The sequence below is a fragment of the Nocardioides proteolyticus genome (assembly GCF_051280635.3).
Classification (GTDB): Bacteria; Actinomycetota; Actinomycetes; order Propionibacteriales; family Nocardioidaceae; genus Nocardioides.
In genome coordinates, this window is sequence record NZ_JBNBPO030000002.1 from 40702 (window position 1) to 56345 (window position 15644).

Annotated in this window: 15 protein-coding genes; 11 read left to right on the forward strand and 4 right to left on the reverse strand. The window is 72.6% G+C overall.

Going from position 1 to position 15644, the window contains the following annotated elements; translation table 11 throughout:
* Positions 1-39 precede the first annotated feature (39 nt).
* The 5 genes from hsaA (at position 40) to ACPOLA_RS01350 (ending at position 5203) form a co-directional block, all read left to right on the forward strand.
* Positions 40-1227 carry a 3-hydroxy-9,10-secoandrosta-1,3,5(10)-triene-9,17-dione monooxygenase oxygenase subunit gene (gene hsaA, locus ACPOLA_RS01330; RefSeq protein ID WP_435768553.1) on the forward strand — a complete coding sequence of 396 codons (1188 nt, stop codon included), beginning with the start codon at positions 40-42 and terminating at the stop codon, positions 1225-1227.
* Between the two features lie 2 nt (positions 1228-1229).
* Positions 1230-2147 carry a 4,5:9,10-diseco-3-hydroxy-5,9,17-trioxoandrosta-1(10),2-diene-4-oate hydrolase gene (gene hsaD / locus ACPOLA_RS01335; protein WP_435768554.1) on the forward strand — a complete coding sequence of 306 codons (918 nt, stop codon included), beginning with the start codon at positions 1230-1232 and terminating at the stop codon, positions 2145-2147.
* Positions 2144-3046 (forward strand): iron-dependent extradiol dioxygenase HsaC, encoded by a 903-nt coding sequence (gene hsaC / locus ACPOLA_RS01340; protein ID WP_435768555.1) that lies wholly within the window; start codon positions 2144-2146, stop codon positions 3044-3046. The genes hsaD and hsaC overlap by 4 nt, the downstream gene beginning before the upstream one ends.
* A 38-nt stretch (positions 3047-3084) precedes the next feature.
* The gene (locus ACPOLA_RS01345; RefSeq protein ID WP_435768556.1) at positions 3085-3747 is read left to right on the forward strand and encodes a flavin reductase family protein; all 663 of its coding nucleotides are present in this window, start codon (positions 3085-3087) and stop codon (positions 3745-3747) included.
* Positions 3748-3817: 70 nt separating this feature from the next.
* Positions 3818-5203 (forward strand): trypsin-like serine peptidase, encoded by a 1386-nt coding sequence (locus tag ACPOLA_RS01350; protein ID WP_435768557.1) that lies wholly within the window; start codon positions 3818-3820, stop codon positions 5201-5203.
* A 7-nt stretch (positions 5204-5210) separates the two neighbouring features.
* On the opposite strand, the gene ACPOLA_RS01355 is transcribed toward ACPOLA_RS01350, so the two are convergent.
* Genes ACPOLA_RS01355 through ACPOLA_RS01370 form a run of 4 tightly spaced genes read right to left on the reverse strand, consistent with a single transcriptional unit; the run spans position 5211 to position 9848 of the window.
* Positions 5211-6239, reverse strand: coding sequence for an acyl-CoA dehydrogenase family protein (locus ACPOLA_RS01355; protein ID WP_435768558.1), 1029 nt, complete (start codon positions 6237-6239; stop codon positions 5211-5213).
* On the reverse strand, positions 6239-7186 hold the full coding sequence (locus ACPOLA_RS01360; protein ID WP_435768559.1) for an acyl-CoA dehydrogenase family protein: 948 nt from the start codon (positions 7184-7186) through the stop codon (positions 6239-6241). Before ACPOLA_RS01360 ends, ACPOLA_RS01355 begins: the two co-directional genes overlap by 1 nt.
* Positions 7183-8331 carry an acyl-CoA dehydrogenase family protein gene (locus ACPOLA_RS01365; protein ID WP_435768560.1) on the reverse strand — a complete coding sequence of 383 codons (1149 nt, stop codon included), beginning with the start codon at positions 8329-8331 and terminating at the stop codon, positions 7183-7185. Before ACPOLA_RS01365 ends, ACPOLA_RS01360 begins: the two co-directional genes overlap by 4 nt.
* Positions 8331-9848 (reverse strand): FadD3 family acyl-CoA ligase, encoded by a 1518-nt coding sequence (locus ACPOLA_RS01370; RefSeq protein WP_435768561.1) that lies wholly within the window; start codon positions 9846-9848, stop codon positions 8331-8333. Before ACPOLA_RS01370 ends, ACPOLA_RS01365 begins: the two co-directional genes overlap by 1 nt.
* 86 nt (positions 9849-9934) lie before the next feature.
* Between ACPOLA_RS01370 and ACPOLA_RS01375 the strand changes: the two genes are divergently transcribed.
* From ACPOLA_RS01375 to ACPOLA_RS01400, 6 genes are read left to right on the forward strand one after another with little or no spacing between them, the layout of a single operon-like run.
* Positions 9935-11032 (forward strand): NAD(P)H-dependent amine dehydrogenase family protein, encoded by a 1098-nt coding sequence (locus tag ACPOLA_RS01375; RefSeq protein ID WP_435768562.1) that lies wholly within the window; start codon positions 9935-9937, stop codon positions 11030-11032.
* A 32-nt stretch (positions 11033-11064) separates the two neighbouring features.
* Positions 11065-11802 (forward strand): glucose 1-dehydrogenase, encoded by a 738-nt coding sequence (locus ACPOLA_RS01380; protein WP_435768563.1) that lies wholly within the window; start codon positions 11065-11067, stop codon positions 11800-11802.
* Positions 11803-11839: 37 nt separating this feature from the next.
* Positions 11840-13048: an acyl-CoA dehydrogenase family protein gene (locus ACPOLA_RS01385; protein WP_435768564.1), complete on the forward strand. Its 1209-nt coding sequence runs from the start codon at positions 11840-11842 to the stop codon at positions 13046-13048.
* Positions 13045-13848, forward strand: coding sequence for an SDR family oxidoreductase (locus ACPOLA_RS01390; protein ID WP_435768565.1), 804 nt, complete (start codon positions 13045-13047; stop codon positions 13846-13848). The genes ACPOLA_RS01385 and ACPOLA_RS01390 overlap by 4 nt, the downstream gene beginning before the upstream one ends.
* Positions 13841-14467, forward strand: a complete 627-nt coding sequence (locus ACPOLA_RS01395) for a TetR/AcrR family transcriptional regulator (RefSeq protein WP_435768566.1) — start codon at positions 13841-13843, stop codon at positions 14465-14467. Before ACPOLA_RS01390 ends, ACPOLA_RS01395 begins: the two co-directional genes overlap by 8 nt.
* Positions 14460-15626, forward strand: a complete 1167-nt coding sequence (locus tag ACPOLA_RS01400) for an acetyl-CoA C-acetyltransferase (protein ID WP_435768567.1) — start codon at positions 14460-14462, stop codon at positions 15624-15626. Before ACPOLA_RS01395 ends, ACPOLA_RS01400 begins: the two co-directional genes overlap by 8 nt.
* The last annotated feature ends 18 nt before the right edge of the window (positions 15627-15644 follow it).

A 15644-nucleotide genomic window follows, 5' to 3' on the forward strand; every position in this document is an offset into this window, starting at 1 on the left:
TAGTATTGACCCATCACTCCCTCCGAACAGGAGCTCCGCATGAACCAGGACTTCGCCCCCGAGGTGCAGGCCGTCCTCGACGGCGTCCGTGACCTGCTCCCGACCATCCGCGAGCGGGCCGAGGAGGCCGAGCGCCTGCGGGTGATCCCGGACGCGTCGATCAAGGAGCTCGAGGAGACCGGGTTCTTCCGGCTCCTGCAGCCCCAGCGGTACGGCGGCCTCGAGGCCGACCCGGTCGCGTTCTACACCGCCGTGCGCGACATCGCCTCGGCCGACGGCTCCACCGGCTGGGTCTCCAGCGTGGTGGGCGTCCACCCGTGGCAGGTCGCGCTGTTCGCCGACGAGGCGCAGCAGGCCGTCTGGGGCGAGGACGCCAGCGTGCGGCTCTCCTCGTCGTACTCGCCGACGGGCAAGGCCACCGTCACCGACGGCGGCTTCACCCTCAACGGCAAGTGGAGCTTCTCCTCCGGCTGCGACCACTGCTCGTGGGTGCTGCTGGGCGGTCTGGTCTTCAACGAGGAGGGCCAGGTCGTCGACTTCCGGACGTTCATGGTGCCGCGGGAGAAGTACCAGATCGTCGACGTGTGGAACGTGGTCGGCCTGCGCGGCACCGGCTCCAACGACATCATCGTCGAGGACGTCTTCGTGCCCGAGGCGTTCACCCTGTCGATGGGCGAGACCGGCATGTGCCGCGGCCCCGGGCAGGCGGTCAACACCGGCGACCTCTACAAGCTGCCCTTCCACTCGATCTTCACCAGCACCATCGCGACGCCCATCATCGGGATGGCGAAGGGCGCCTACGCCGAGCACGTGGAGATGCAGCAGAAGCGGGTCCGGGCGGCCTATCTCGGCGAGAAGGCGTCGCTCGACCCGTTCGCGGCCGTGCGCATCGCCCGTGCGTCCTCCGAGATCGACGCCGCTTGGGCGCTGCTGATGAGCAACATCCGCGAGGAGCAGGCCCACGTCGCCCGCGGCGAGCAGATCCCGCTCGAGCTGCGGCTGCGGGTGCGCCGCGACCAGGTGCTCGGCAGCGTCCGGGCGATCGAGGCGATCGACTCGCTGTTCGAGGCCTCGGGCGGCCGCGCGCTCGCGGAGGGCACCTACCTCCAGCGCGCCTGGCGTGACGCCCACGCCGGGCGGGTGCACGCCGCCAACGACCCCGAGCGCGCCCTGCAGATGTACGGCGCCCAGCAGTTCGGGCACAAGATCGACCCCGGGATGTACTGACGGTGGCCGACTACTCCAAGAAGGGCACCCGCCGCTCCGTCCCGGTCAAGACCGAGGCGGCCGGCGAGATCACCCTCAACCTCTACGACAGCGCGCTGGTCGAGGACGCCGGCCGGCCGGCTCCCGACGCCGCCCGGCTGCCGCTGGTCATGCTCCACGGCGGCGGCCCGGGTGCCTCCGCCTGGTCCAACTTCGGGCCGGCGCTGCCGGGCTTCGCCGCGGAGTACCGCACGATCCTGGTCGACCAGCCCGGCTTCGGCGGCTCCGACAAGCCGCCCGTGGTGGGCAACTACTACCGCTTCTCGGCCGAGGCGGTGGTCTCCCTGCTCGACGAGCTGGGCATCGAGAAGGTGCACCTGCTCGGCAACAGCCTCGGCGGCGGCACGGCGATGCGGCTCGCGCTCAGCCATCCCGACCGGGTCGGCCGGCTGGTGCTGATGGGGCCGGGCGGCCTGTCCCTGAACCTGTTCCACGCCGACCCGACCGAGGGCGTGCAGCGGCTGATGGACTTCGGTGCCAACCCCAGCCGCGAGACGCTGCGGGCCTTCATCTCGACCATGGTCGTCGACCAGACGCTGGTGACCGACGAGCTGGTCGAGGAGCGGTTCGCCGACGCCACCGCCCCCGGCGCGCAGGACGCGATGCGGTCGATGGGCATGTCGTTCTGGAACCCCGAGACCGCCGAGGACGGCATGCTGTGGCGCGAGGCGCACCGCCTGCGCAAGCACACGCTGCTGACCTGGGGCCGCGAGGACCGGGTCAACCCGCTCGACGGCGCGTTCACCGCGCTCAAGCTCATCCCCAAGGCGCAGCTGCACGTCTTCCCCAACTGCGGTCACTGGGCCCAGATCGAGGCGGCCGAGGAGTTCCGCGACGTCACGGTCGGCTTCCTCGGCCGCCACCAGGAGCGTTCGTCATGACGATCGACATCAAGTCCATGGGCTACATCCGGGTCGCCAGCACCGACCTGGACGCCTGGCGGACCTTCGCCGGCAAGGTGCTGGGCCTGGCGGAGGGGCGGGGCCCCGACCCGACGCACCAGTACTGGCGGATCGACGAGGTCTCGGCCCGCGTCGTGGTCTTCCCTGCCGACGTCGACCAGCTCGACTGCTCCGGGTGGGAGGTCGCCGACCACCAGGCCCTGCAGGCCGCGCGCGAGCACCTCCAGAAGGCCGGCGTGGAGTTCGAGGAGGGCACCCGCGAGGAGCTCGACGAGCGCCGCGTGCAGGAGCTGGTGCGCTTCCGCGACCCGTGGGACAACGTCTTCGAGCTCTACCACGGCATCACCTACGAGGCACGGCCGCTCGTGACGCCGTACGCCGCCAGGTTCGTCACCGGCGACCAGGGCATGGGCCACATCGTGCTGCCGGTCCTCGACGACGTGGAGGCGCTGCGGTTCTACACCGAGGTCCTCGGCTTCCGGCTGCGCGACTCGATGAGCATGCCGGGGGAGTTCGTCGGCAAGGAGCCCGGCAGCAAGGTGTGGCTGCGCTTCCTCGGCGTCAACCCGCGCCACCACTCGCTGGCGTTCCTGCCGATGCCGAACCCGAGCAAGTGCGTCCACGTGATGTTCGAGGTCGACGAGCTCGACCACGTCGGCCGCGCCCTCGAGCGGGTGCGCAAGCACGGCGCGCACCTGTCCGCGACCCTCGGCAGGCACATGAACGACGAGATGATCTCCTTCTACGTCAAGTCGCCCGGCGGGTTCGACGTCGAGTTCGGCACCGAGGGGTTGACCGTCGACGACAGCAAGTGGGTCGCGCGCGAGTCCACCGCCGTCTCCTACTGGGGACACGACTTCGGCGGCGGCGCGGCCTGACCGCCGTCACCAGACAGGGGATCGCTACCGTGGGTGCTGTGCCGGCAGAGAAGGACCCCTCGCGCAGGGACGAGCTCCCGGGCGTCATCCCCGACGCGCGCGAGACCTGGCCGCACCCCACGCTGATCGAGTCCTGGCTGGGCGACGCCGACGTCGACTTCGAGTTCCGCCCGGGCGAGGAGGTCGCGGTCCACGACGACCCCGAGGCCCGGGCCGCCGCGCGCCGCTTCCGTGACGTGCTCGGCTGCTTCGCGTCGGGCATCACGGTCGTCACGACCACCGGCGTCGACGGCGAGCCGGTCGGCATGACGTGCCAGTCGTTCTCCAGCGTCTCCCTCGACCCGCCGCTGGTACTCTTCATCCCGGCCCGCAGCTCGCGGGCGTGGCCGCTGATCCAGCGGTCAGGGCGGTTCTGCGTCAACGTGCTCGCCGCCGACCAGGAGCACGTCTCGGCGCAGATGGCCACCAAGGGCGCCGACAAGTTCGCCGGCATCCCCTGGCAGCCGGCCGCCGCGACCGGGTCGCCGGTCATCGACGGCTCGCTCGCCCACCTCGACTGCACCATCCACGCCGTCTACGAGGGCGGCGACCACTACGTCGTGATCGGGCGGGTCCAGCACCTCGAGACCCACGCCGACGATGCGGCCGTCACCGAGCCGCTGCTCTACTTCAAGGGCCGCTACCGCACCACCGCCGACTGACGGGTCGGTCGCTCGTGACCTGAGGCTCCGGCCGGCGTTGACCCCGTAGTCGAGTGATGGGGGTCACGAGATGAGGTGGAGGCCGGCGTCCCGCTGGGTCGCGGTGGTCGCAGGTGGGTTGCTCGTGCTCGGTCTCCTCCTCGCGGTGCCCGTCACCGGCGGCGCGACCGCCAGCGAGCGGTCCGCCCGGGTCGTGCCGGCGCGCACGGCCACCGTCGCGACGGCCGCCGACGCCGACGAGGTCCTCGCCTACTGGACCCGGCGCCGGATGGCGGCCGCGCTGCCGCTCGGGCTGGACGCGGCGGGTGATCTGCTCGTCCCCAGGACGGGCGCGGCCCCGCGCACCAGCGCCAGAGCGACGACGTCGACCCCGCGCAGTGCGGGCAAGCTGTTCTTCACGACCCCGGGAGGGGACGCGGTGTGCTCCGCGGCGGCCGTCAACACCGCCCAGAAGAACGTGATCATCACGGCCGCCCACTGCGCGCACACCGGCCCCGGCGGACTGCTGAGCCCCTCGCGCTACTTCACCAACTTCCTCTTCGTGCCGCGCTACCGCAACGGCTCCGCCCCCGACGGCCGCTGGGTCGGCGCCCGCGCCGTGACCCACAGCCAGTGGGTCAGGAACGGCGACCTCGCCTACGACCAGGCGCTGATCGAGGTGCTGCCCCGCAACGGGCGACGCCTGGTCGACGTCGTCGGCGGCAACGGGCTGGCCTGGAACCACCCCCCGCGCCAGACCGACGTCCGGGTGTGGGGCTGGCCCGCGGAGTCGCCGTACAGCGGGGAGTACGCGCACCGCTGCGCCGGGTCGACGTCGTCGTTCGCGGGCAGCGGGGACGCCAAGATCGCGTGCGCCATGAACGGCGGAGCCAGCGGCGGCCCGTGGTACCTGGGCATGCTCTACCGCGACGTCGGCTTCATCTGGGCCATCACCTCCCGGCGCACGACGTCCGGCACGAAGTACCTGATCGCCTACCCGCTCACCGGTGCGATCCGGAACCTCCTCGCCGCGACCCGGGACAGCAGCGCCCTCGCCGCCACCCCTGCGCCGGCCCGACCGGCCATGGCCCACACCACCGGCTCCGCGCCGGCGCCGACGTCCGGGCGGCTGGCCGCGCGGGCGGGAGGCATCCGGTTCCGCGCGGTGCGCCGGCACGAGGGACGCGGCCAAGTCGTGCGCCTGCGGGCCCGCACCACGCGCGACACCAGGATCGTGCTCCGGGTGAAGCTGTCCCGGAGGGCGTCGTGGCAGGTCGTCGACGTCAAGCGGACCAACAGCGACGGGATCGTCGAGTTCCGCCACCGACCGCGCAGGGCGGGCCTGCGCTGGTACCACGTCCGCACCCAGCGGGCGTCCAGCGACCCGGTGCGGGTCCGCGTGCACTGGTGCCCGCTGCCCTACCAGCGCTCGCGCGCCGTCGTCGACGCCATCGACTGCACCAACCCGGCACGCTGAGGCCGGCTCAGAGCGGGACGGCGGCCCGGTGCCGGTGCGGTGCCCCGAACAGCTGCCCGAGGGCGTGCGCGCGCTTGAACACCAGGTGGGCGTCGTGCTCCCAGGTGATCGCGATGCCGCCGTGCAGCTGGATGCACTCGCCGGCCAGGTGCGCCGCCGCCTCGAGGGCGTACGACGCCGCCGACCGGGTCAGCAGCTCGACCTGCGAGGCGTCGGCGCCGGCGTCGGCTCGGGCGTCGGGTCCGGCCCTGCGCTCGGCGATCGCGTACGACGCGGCCCAGCTGGCGGAGCGCGCCAGCTCCGTGCGGCACAGCATCTCCGCCATCCGGTGCTTCAGCGCCTGGAACGACCCGATCGGCCGGCCGAACTGCACCCGCTCCAAGCTGTAGGCCACCGTCATCCGGAGCGCCCGGTCGCAGAGCCCGACCGCGAGCGCCGAGACGGCGGCGGCCCCGACGAGCTCGGCGCGGGCGAGGGCGGCGCGCCCGTCGCCGACCGGGGTCACGCTCGCACCGCCCAGGTCCACCCGCGCCAGGCGGATGCTCTGGTCCATCGACTCGACCCAACGCGGCTCGACCGAGTCGAGGTCGACCTCCACCAGGTCGTCGCCCTGGACGGCCAGCAGGATCGCGACGCGGTCGCCGTCGAGCACGGGCCCGGAGTCGCGCGCGAGGGTCGCGATCTCGCCCGCCGCGATGCGGGGGAGCAGACGCTGCTTCATCTCCTCGTCGCCGCCGGCGAGCAGGGCCTCGGTCGCGACGGTCGTGGCCAGCAGGGGAGAGGGCGCGAGCGAGCGGCCGAGCTCCTCCAGGACCACCGCGGTCTCGAAGAAGGTCGCGCCGACGCCGTCGTACTCCTCGGGGACGGCGAGCGCCGCGACGCCGATCTGCTCGCAGAGCGTGGCCCACAGGGACTCGTCGTGCCCGGCCGGCGAGGTGGAGGCGGCCCGCACGGCCGCCGAGTCGGCGCGCTTGTCGAGCAGGCCGCGGACCGTGGCGGCGAGCTCGGCCTGCTCCTCGCTGAGCGCGAAGTCCATCACTGCGCCCCGGTGAGCGTGTCCAGGATCCGCGCGCGGTGGAACGCGGGCGTCCCCCAGGCGCCGACCAGCGCCCGGATCTTCGTCAGCCAGATGCTGAGGTCGAACTCCTGGGTGTAGCCGATCGCGCCGTGCACCTGCAGGCCGGTGCGGGAGGACAGGTAGGCGGCGTCGGCCGCCATCACCTTCGCCGCGGACACCGCACGGGGTGTCGGGTCGAGGGCGGCGCCGAAGACCAGCGGGCGGGCGAAGTCGAGGGCGATCCGCACGTCGGCGAGCCGGTGCTTGATCGCCTGGTAGGAGCCGATCTCGCGGCCGAACTGCCGACGCTGCTTCGCGTAGCCGACCGAGTCGGCGAGCACCCGCTCGCCCGCGCCGAGGAGCTGCGCGGCCGTGGCCAGGGCCGCCATGTCGAGCGCACCGGCGAGGTCCGTCGCGGCCAGCGCCTCGCCGACCTCCGCGGTGAACAGACGCCGGGTGCGGTCGACCGACGCCCGCTGCCGCTCGCCGGCGGTCGCGGACCACAGGGTCTCCCCGTCGGCGCTGACCACCACCGAGGCGACGTCGGCGTCCAGCGCGTACGGCGCCACGGGCGCCGCTGCTGCGGTCCCGACCGCGCCCTCGGCGACCCGGCCCAGCAGGTCGGCGTCCGCCAGCGCCACGGGCAGGTAGGCCGCGCTCTCCACCCAGGGCCCGGGGACGGCGTGCCGGCCGAGCACCTCGAGCGCGACGACCAGCTCGACGGGGGTGGCGCCCATCCCGCCGGCGTCCTCGTCGACCAGGAGCGCGTTGACGCCCTGCTCGGCGATGCGCCGCCAGAGCTTCAGGCCGGGCGCGGTGTCGCCGTCGGCCCACGCGCGCGCGACGCCGACCGGGTCGCTGCCGGCGACCAACGCGTCGAGCGCCGCGGCGAAGTCGCTCTGGTCGGACGTGAGCTCGAACCTCATCGGCGCTCTCCCCTCGACTCGCGGGGAAGACCGAGGATCCGCTCCGCCACGATGTTGCGCTGGATCTCGTTGGTGCCGGCGTAGATGGGGCCCGACAGCGCGAAGGTGTAGCCGTCGAGCCACCGCGACTCCAGCTCGGCGTCGGGGCCGAGCAGGTCGAGCGCGGTCTCGTGCAGCGCGACGTCGAGCTCGCTCCACCACACCTTGTTGACCGACCCGGCCGCGCCGACGTCGCCGCCGGCCGCGAGCCGGGTCACCGTCCCCCAGGTGTAGAGCCGGTAGGCCTCGGCCTTGAGCCACGCGTCGACGACGGCGTCCGCGGCGCGGGGGTCCGGGCGCTCGCCGTACAGCGCGACGAGCCGGTCGGCCGCCGCGGTGAACCGGCCGGGGGAGCGCAGCGACAGGCCGCGCTCGTTGCCGGCGGTGCTCATCGCCACCCGCCAGCCGTCGCCGGGCGCTCCGAGCACGTCGGCATCGGGCACGAAGACCTCGTCGAAGAACACCTCGGCGAAGCCGGCCTCGCCGTCGAGCTGGGCGATCGGCCGCACGGTGACGCCGTCGGCGTCGAGCGGGAAGAGGAAGTAGGTCAGGCCGTGGTGGCGCGCCGCCTCCGGGTCCGAGCGGAACAGCCCGAAGCCCCAGTGGGCGAACGCCGCTCGCGACGACCAGGTCTTCTGGCCGTTGAGCACCCAGCCGCCGCGGTCGTCGTCGCGCCGTGCGGTCGACTTCAGGGACGCCAGGTCGGAGCCGGCCTCGGGCTCGCTCCAGCACTGCGCCCAGATCCGCTCGCCGGTGGCCATCGACGGGAGGAACCGGTCCTGCTGCTCCTTGGTGCCGTGCTCGAAGATGATCGGAGCGAGCAGGAAGATGCCGTTCTGGGACACGCGGCCCGGAGCGCCGGCGCGGTAGTACTCCTCCTCGAACACCACCCACTCCACGAGCGAGGCGTCGCGGCCGTGGTAGTCCCGCGGCCAGGACACCACCGACCAGCGGTCCGCGGCGAGCCGGGCCTCCCACTCCTGGTGGGCCGCCCAGCCCTCGGCGGTGTCCATCGACGGCAGCGGCTCGGCCGGCACGTTCGCGGACAGCCACTCCCGGGCCTCGGCCTGGAAGGCCAGCTCGGACTCACTCAGCTCCAGATCCACTACCTGTTCCTCAGCTCGTTCTTGAGCACCTTGCCCCCGAGGTTGCGGGGCAGGGCATCGACCATCTCGACCTGGCGCGGCACCTTGAAGTTCGCCAGGCGCTCCCTGGCGAACGCCACGACGTCGGCCTCGGAGAGCTCGGCGCCGGTGGCGCGGACCACGAACGCCTTCCCGACCTCGCCCATCCGCTCGTCGGGCACGCCGACGACAGCGGCGTCGACCACGCCGTCCATCCGCAGCAGGGTCTGCTCCACCTCGGCGGGATAGACGTTGAAGCCGCCGGAGATGTACATGTCCTTGAGCCGGTCGGTGATCCGCAGGTTGCCCTGGTCGTCGAGGGTGCCCACGTCGCCGGTGTGCAGCCAACCGTCCTCGTCGATCGCCTCGGCGGTGGCCTGCGGGTCGTCGAGGTACCCCTGCATCACGAAGTCGCCACGCACCAGCAGCTCGCCCGCTCCGTGCTCGTCGGGGTCCAGGATCCGGGTCTCCATCCCCGGGATCGCGCGTCCGCACGTGCTCGCGACCAGCTCGGGCGGATCGCCGTGACGAGCCATCGTCACCACGACCGCCTCGGTCATCCCGAAGGCGGTGACGACGGTGTCGAAACCGAGGTCGGCGAGCATCCGCTCCACGAGCACCACCGGGACGACGGCCGCTCCGGTGACGGCCAGCCGCAGCGACCCGAGGTCGTGGTCGGCGCGCTGGGGAGCCGCGAGGAGCGACTGGTAGATCGTCGGTGCGCCGGGGAGGACCGAGATCGCCTCGTCCTGGATGAGGCGCAGGACGCGGTCGACGTCGAAGGTGGCCACCGGGTAGAGCGTCGCGCCCGTGGTGAGGCCGGTGACGATGCCGACCTTGTAGCCGAAGGAGTGGAAGAACGGGCTGATCACCAGGTAGCGGTCGTCGGCGGTGACGCCGCCGATCTCGCCCCAGATCCGCGAGACGTTCACCGTCTGCCGGTGGGCGGTCATCGCACCCTTCGGGCGTCCGGTGGTGCCGGAGGTGAAGAGGATGTCGGCGATGTCGTCGGGGGAGACCGCGTCGGCGCGGGCCTCGACGGCGGCCTCGTCGACCGCGGCGCCACGCTCCACCAGTGCCGGCAGGTCCGCGATGTCGATGATCTCGCGGACCTGGGCCAGCGGCGAGGCGGCCCGCAGGTCCGCGACTTGGGTGCGCCCGAGGAAGCCGTCCGCGACCACGACGACCGCGGCGCCGGAGCGGTCCACGATGTCGGCGGCCTCGTGGCCGGTGTAGCGGGAGTTGAGCGGCACCAGGGTGCCGCCGGCGTACGTCGCGGCCAGGGCCGCCACCACCCAGTCCAGGCTGTTGGGAGCCCAGAGCGCCACCCGCCCGCCGGGCTCGAGCCCGGCCGCGACGTAGCCGCGGGCCGTGCGGCGCACGGCGTTCAGGAGGCCGGCGTAGCTCAGGGTGCGGCCGGCCTCGGTGTCGACGTACGCCGCCTTGTCGGCGAACCGCTCCGCGGCCTCCCGCAACGCTGCGGGGATGGTGTCGCTCACCGCGCGCTCTCCTTCTCGACGGGCCTACCAAGCATTTGCTTGGTATGGCACTGTACACCTGTCGCCGCCGACCAGGAGAGCACGCCATGACCCACCGCGTCGTCCACATCGCCACCGGCAACGTCGGCCGGATCGCCCTGGCGCAGCTGATCGAGGATCCCCGGTTCGAGCTGGTCGGGCTGGTCGTCGCCAGCCCGGACAAGGTCGGGCGGGACGCCGGTGAGCTGGCCGGCCTCGACGTGACGACCGGGGTCACGGCGACCGACGACCTCGCCGCGGCGCTGGCCGCCGGCCCGGACTGCGCGGTCTACTGCGCGCTCGCGGAGACCCGGTTCTTCGAGGCGCTGGACGACCTGCGGACGATCCTGGCCGCCGGCGTCAACGTCGTCGCGTCCTCGCCGGTGCCGATGGTCTATCCCTGGGGCCTGCTGCCCGACAGCATGATCGAGCCGTTCGAGGAGCTCTGCCGCGAGCACGGCGTGAGCCTGTTCGCCACCGGGGTGGACCCCGGGTGGGCCAACGACCTGCTGCCCTTCGCGATCGCGAGCACCTGCCAGTCCGTGGAGCAGGTGCGCTGCTACGAGATCGCCGACTACGCGACGTACGACGGCGGGCCGGTCATGTTCGACGTGATGGGCTTCGGCCGGCCGGTCGGCGACCTGCCGATGCTCTTCCAGCCCGGCATGCTGGCATCGGCCTGGGGCGTGACCATCCGGCAGCTCGCGGCCGGCTTCGGCCTCGAGCTCGACGACATCACCGAGTGGTTCGAGCAGGAGCCTGCACCCGAGGCGTTCGACGTCGCCGTCGGCACCATCCCGAAGGGCGGCGTCGCGGCGGTGCGGTTCACCATCACGGGCATGGTGGGCGACAGGCCGGTGATCGTCGTCGACCACACCACCCGGTTGCGGGGCGACCTCCGGCCGGACTGGCCGCAGCCGGCCCAGGCCGGCGGGTCCTACCGCGTCGAGATCCAGGGCGAGCCGTCGTACGTCGTCGACGTGAGCCCGTCCAGCCGCAAGGGCGACCACAACTACGCCGCGATCGCGGCCGGCGCGGGTCGCATCGTCAACGCCATCCCGGACGTGGTGGCGGCGGCGCCGGGCATCCGCACCACGCTCGACCTGCCGTTCAACACAGCGAAGGGTGTCTTCGCCACGACGCTGGGTCGGCGGGCGAACGGATAGAACGTGTTCCAGTTTTCGGATAGGTTGCGGCCATGGGACGTGTAGCAGGCAAGGTCGCGCTGGTCACCGGCGGCGCGCGGGGGATCGGCGCCGCGAGCGCCCGGATGCTCGTCGCGGAAGGGGCGCGCGTGCTGCTGGCCGACGTGCTCGACGACGACGGCAAGGCACTGGCCGACGAGCTCGGCGACGCCGCGCGCTACGTGCACCTCGACGTCACCCGCGAGGAGGAGTGGCGGGCGGCCGTCGAGGCGGCCACGACCGAGTTCGGCAGGCTCGACGTGCTCTTCAACAACGCCGGCATCGCCAACGGCGGCCAGCTGCAGCGGTTCGACATGGCGAAGTGGCAGCAGATCATCGACGTCAACCTCACCGGCCCGTTCCTCGGCATGCGGACCTGTGCCGACGCGATGATCGCCGCCGGCGGCGGGTCGATCATCAACACCTCCTCCATCGAGGGGCTGCGCGGCACACCGTGGGCCCACGGGTACGTCGCCTCCAAGTGGGGGCTGCGCGGGCTGACCAAGTCGGTCGCGATGGAGCTCGCCCCCCACAACATCCGGGTCAACTCCATCCACCCCGGGCTGATCCGCACGCCGATCACCGAGGGCATCCCCGACGACATGATCCCGATCCCGCTGGGCCGGGTGGGCCAGCCCGACGACGTCGCCTCGTTCGTGGTCTTCCTGGCCAGCGACGAGTCGTCCTTCGCCACCGGGTCGGAGTTCGTGATGGACGGCGGCACGGTCAACCAGATCCCGCACAAGGCCTAGGCTGACCTACCAAGCATTTGCTTGGTAGGCTGGCGTCGTGGACCTGACCGAGAGCGCCGAGGACCGCGCCTTCCGCGCCGAGATCCGCGAGTGGCTCGGCGACCACCTGGTCGGCGAGTGGGCCGCGCTGAAGGGCCTCGGCGGCCCCGGCCGCGAGCACGAGGCCCACGACGAGCGGCTCGCCTGGAACCGGCACCTCGCCGAGCACGGCTGGACCGCCCTCGGCTGGCCCGAGGAGCACGGGGGGCGGGGGCTGTCGCTGTGGCAGCAGGTGATCTTCCACGAGGAGTACGCGCGCGCCGACGCCCCGGCCGGCGTCAACCACCTCGGCGAGCAGCTGCTGGGCCCGACCCTGATCGCGTTCGGCACGGAAGCGCAGCAGAAGCGGTTCCTGCCGGAGATCGCGGCCGTCCGTGAGCTGTGGGCGCAGGGCTACTCCGAGCCGGGGGCCGGCTCCGACCTCGCCAACGTGCAGACCCGGGCCCGGCTCGACGAGGCGTCCGGCGAGTGGGTCGTGGACGGGCAGAAGGTGTGGACGTCGCTGGCCCACCTCTCCGACTGGTGCTTCGTCGTCGCCCGCACCGAGCCGGGCTCCCAGCGCCACCACGGCCTCTCCTTCCTCCTCGTGCCGCTGGCGCAGGAGGGCGTCGAGATCCGGCCGATCGAGCAGCTCACCAGCGGCTCGGAGTTCAACGAGGTCTTCTTCACCGGCGCCCGGACGCCCGCCGGCCTGGTGGTGGGCGAGCCCGGCCAGGGCTGGTCCGTCGCGATGGGCCTGCTCGGCTTCGAGCGCGGCGTCTCCACCCTGGGCCAGACGGTCGGGTTCGCGCGGGAGCTGGCCAGCGTGGTCGCCCGCGCGAAGGACAACGGCAGCATCGACGACCCGATCGTCCGCGACCGGCTGGCGCGGCTGAAGACCGAGCTCGCCGTGATCCGCAGCTTCGCGCTGCGCTCGCTCGCCCTCGTGGAGGGCGGGCAGGACTCCGCGGCCGGCGGGGGAGCGGGCTCGATCTTCAAGCTGGCCTGGGCGACCTGGCACCGCAGGCTCGGCGAGGTCGCGATGGACGTGGCCGGCCCCGCCGGCCTGCTCGCACGGGAGTCGTCCGCGCCGTCGTACGACCTCGACGAGCAGCAGCGGCTCTTCCTCTTCTCCCGCGCCGACACCATCTACGGCGGCAGCGACGAGATCCAGAAGAACATCCTCGCCGAGCGGGTGCTCGGCCTACCGAAGGAGCCCCGCGGATGACCGCGACCCGCCCGGAGCAGCCCACCCCCGACTACGTCCCGGGCCACGACCTGCTGGCCGGCAAGGTGGTGGTGGTGACGGCGGCCGCCGGTGCCGGCATCGGCGCCGCGGTCGTCCGCCGCGCGCTGGAGGAGGGCGCCCGGGCGGTGGTGTTCAGCGACACCCACGAGCGCCGGCTCAAGGAGGCCGAGGAGGCGCTGGCGGGGGAGTTCGGCGCCGACCGCGTGCGGCAGCTGGTCTGCGACGTGACCAAGGAGGAGCAGGTCACGGCACTGCTGGATGCCGCCGACGAGCTGGGCGGGGTCGACGTGATGGTCAACAACGCCGGGCTCGGCGGGACCGCGAGCATCCTCGAGATGACCGACGACGAGTGGGCCCGGGTCCTCGACATCACCCTCACCGGGACGTTCCGCGCCACCCGCGCCGTCGGCCGCCGGTTCGTCGAGGCGGGCAAGAAGGGTGTGATCGTCAACAACGCCTCGGTCATCGGGTGGCGGGCGCAGGAGGGCCAGGCCCACTACGCCGCGGCCAAGGCCGGCGTGATGGCCCTGACCCGGTGCGCTGCCCTCGACCTCGCGCCCCACGGCATCCGGGTCAACGCGGTGGCGCCCAGCCTCGCGATGCACCCCTTCCTCGAGAAGGTGACGTCGGCGGAGCTGCTGGCCGAGCTCAAGCAGCGCGAGGCGTTCGGCCGGGCCGCCGCCCCCTGGGAGGTCGCGAACGTGATGGTCTTCCTGGCGAGCGACTACTCGTCGTACCTCACCGGCGAGGTGATCTCCGTGAGCAGCCAGCATGCCTGACCCGGCAGCGAGCGCGACCCAGAGCGGCCCGACCACCCGACGGGAGGAGCTGCTCGCGATCGCCGCGCGCCTCTTCGCCGAGAAGGGCTTCCGCAACACCACCGTCCGCGACATCGCAGACGCGGCCGGCATCCTCTCCGGCAGCCTCTACCACCACTTCGACTCCAAGGAGTCGATGGTCGACCAGATCCTGTCCACCTTCCAGGAGGAGCTCTTCGGGCAGTACGACGAGATCCTCGCCAGCCCCGACGACGCGCGCACCAAGCTCGAGCGGGCCGTCCGGGTGTCGTTCGAGGCGATCGACAAGCACCCGCACGAGGTCGCGATCTACCAGAACGACGCCGACCACCTGGGGAGCTTCGAGCGGTTCGGCTACCTCGCCGACCGCAACGTCCAGTCGCGCCAGGTGTGGCTCACCCTGATCGAGGAGGGCATCCGCACCGGCGTGCTCCGCGCGGACCTCGACGTCACGCTCACCTACCGCTTCATCCGCGACACCGTGTGGGTCGCCGTCCGGTGGTACCGCCCCGGCGGCGGCCTCACCCACACCGACATCGCCGACCAGTACGTCCGGATCCTGCTCGACGGGATCGCCAACGAGAGGAACACCCATGCCTGAGGCCTACATCGTCGACGCGGTCCGGACCGCCGTGGGCAAGCGCGGCGGCGCGCTCGCCGGCGTGCACTCCGCCGACCTCGGCGCCCACACGCTCGCCGCCCTGGTGGAGCGCACCGGTGTCGACCCGGGCGCCGTCGACGACGTGATCCTCGGCTGCTGCGACACCATCGGCTCGCAGGCCGGCGACGTCGCGCGCACCGCCTGGCTGGTCGCCGGGCTTCCCGACCACGTCCCGGGCGTGACGATCGACCGCCAGTGCGGCTCCTCGCAGCAGGCGGTGCACTTCGCGGCCCAGGGCGTCATGTCGGGCACCCAGGACCTCGTCGTGGCCGGTGGCGTGCAGAACATGAGCGCGATCCCGATCTCCGCCGCCATGATCGTCGGCCAGCAGTACGGCTTCTCCACCCCGTTCGCCGAGTCGCCCGGCTGGCTGAAGAGGTACGGCGACCAGGAAGTCAGCCAGTTCCGGTCCGCCGAGATGATCGCGGAGAAGTGGGACATCTCCCGGCAGGACATGGAGGCCTACGCCCTGGCGTCGCACGAGCGGGCTCGCGCGGCCATCGCCGAGGGCCGGTTCGACCGCGAGATCGTGCCGATGGTGCTGGAGGACGGTTCCACCTTCGACACCGACCAGTGCCCTCGGGAGACGTCCCTGGAGAAGATGGCCGGGCTCGAGCCGCTCGCCCCCGGCGGCCGGATCACGGCCGCCGTCGCCTCCCAGATCTGCGACGCGTCCTCGGCGATGCTGATCGCCTCCGAGGCGGCGGTGGAGCGGCACCGGCTCACGCCCCGCGCCCGCGTCGTACACCTCTCGGTGCGCGGGGACGACCCGGTGTGGATGCTGACCGGCCCGATCGGCGCGACGAAGGCGGCGCTCGCGAAGACGGGCATGTCGATCGACGACATCGACCTGTTCGAGTGCAACGAGGCGTTCGCGTCGGTGGTGCTGGCCTGGATGAAGGAGACCGGGGCGCCGCACGAGAAGGTCAACGTCAACGGCGGCGGGATCGCGCTCGGGCACCCCATCGGCGCGACCGGGACCCGGCTGATGACCACGCTGCTCAACGAGCTCGAGCGGACCGGCGGGCGCTACGGGCTGCAGACGATGTGCGAGGGCGGTGGCCAGGCCAACGTCACGATCATCGAGCGACTGGGCTGACGCGACTCGATCAGCCGG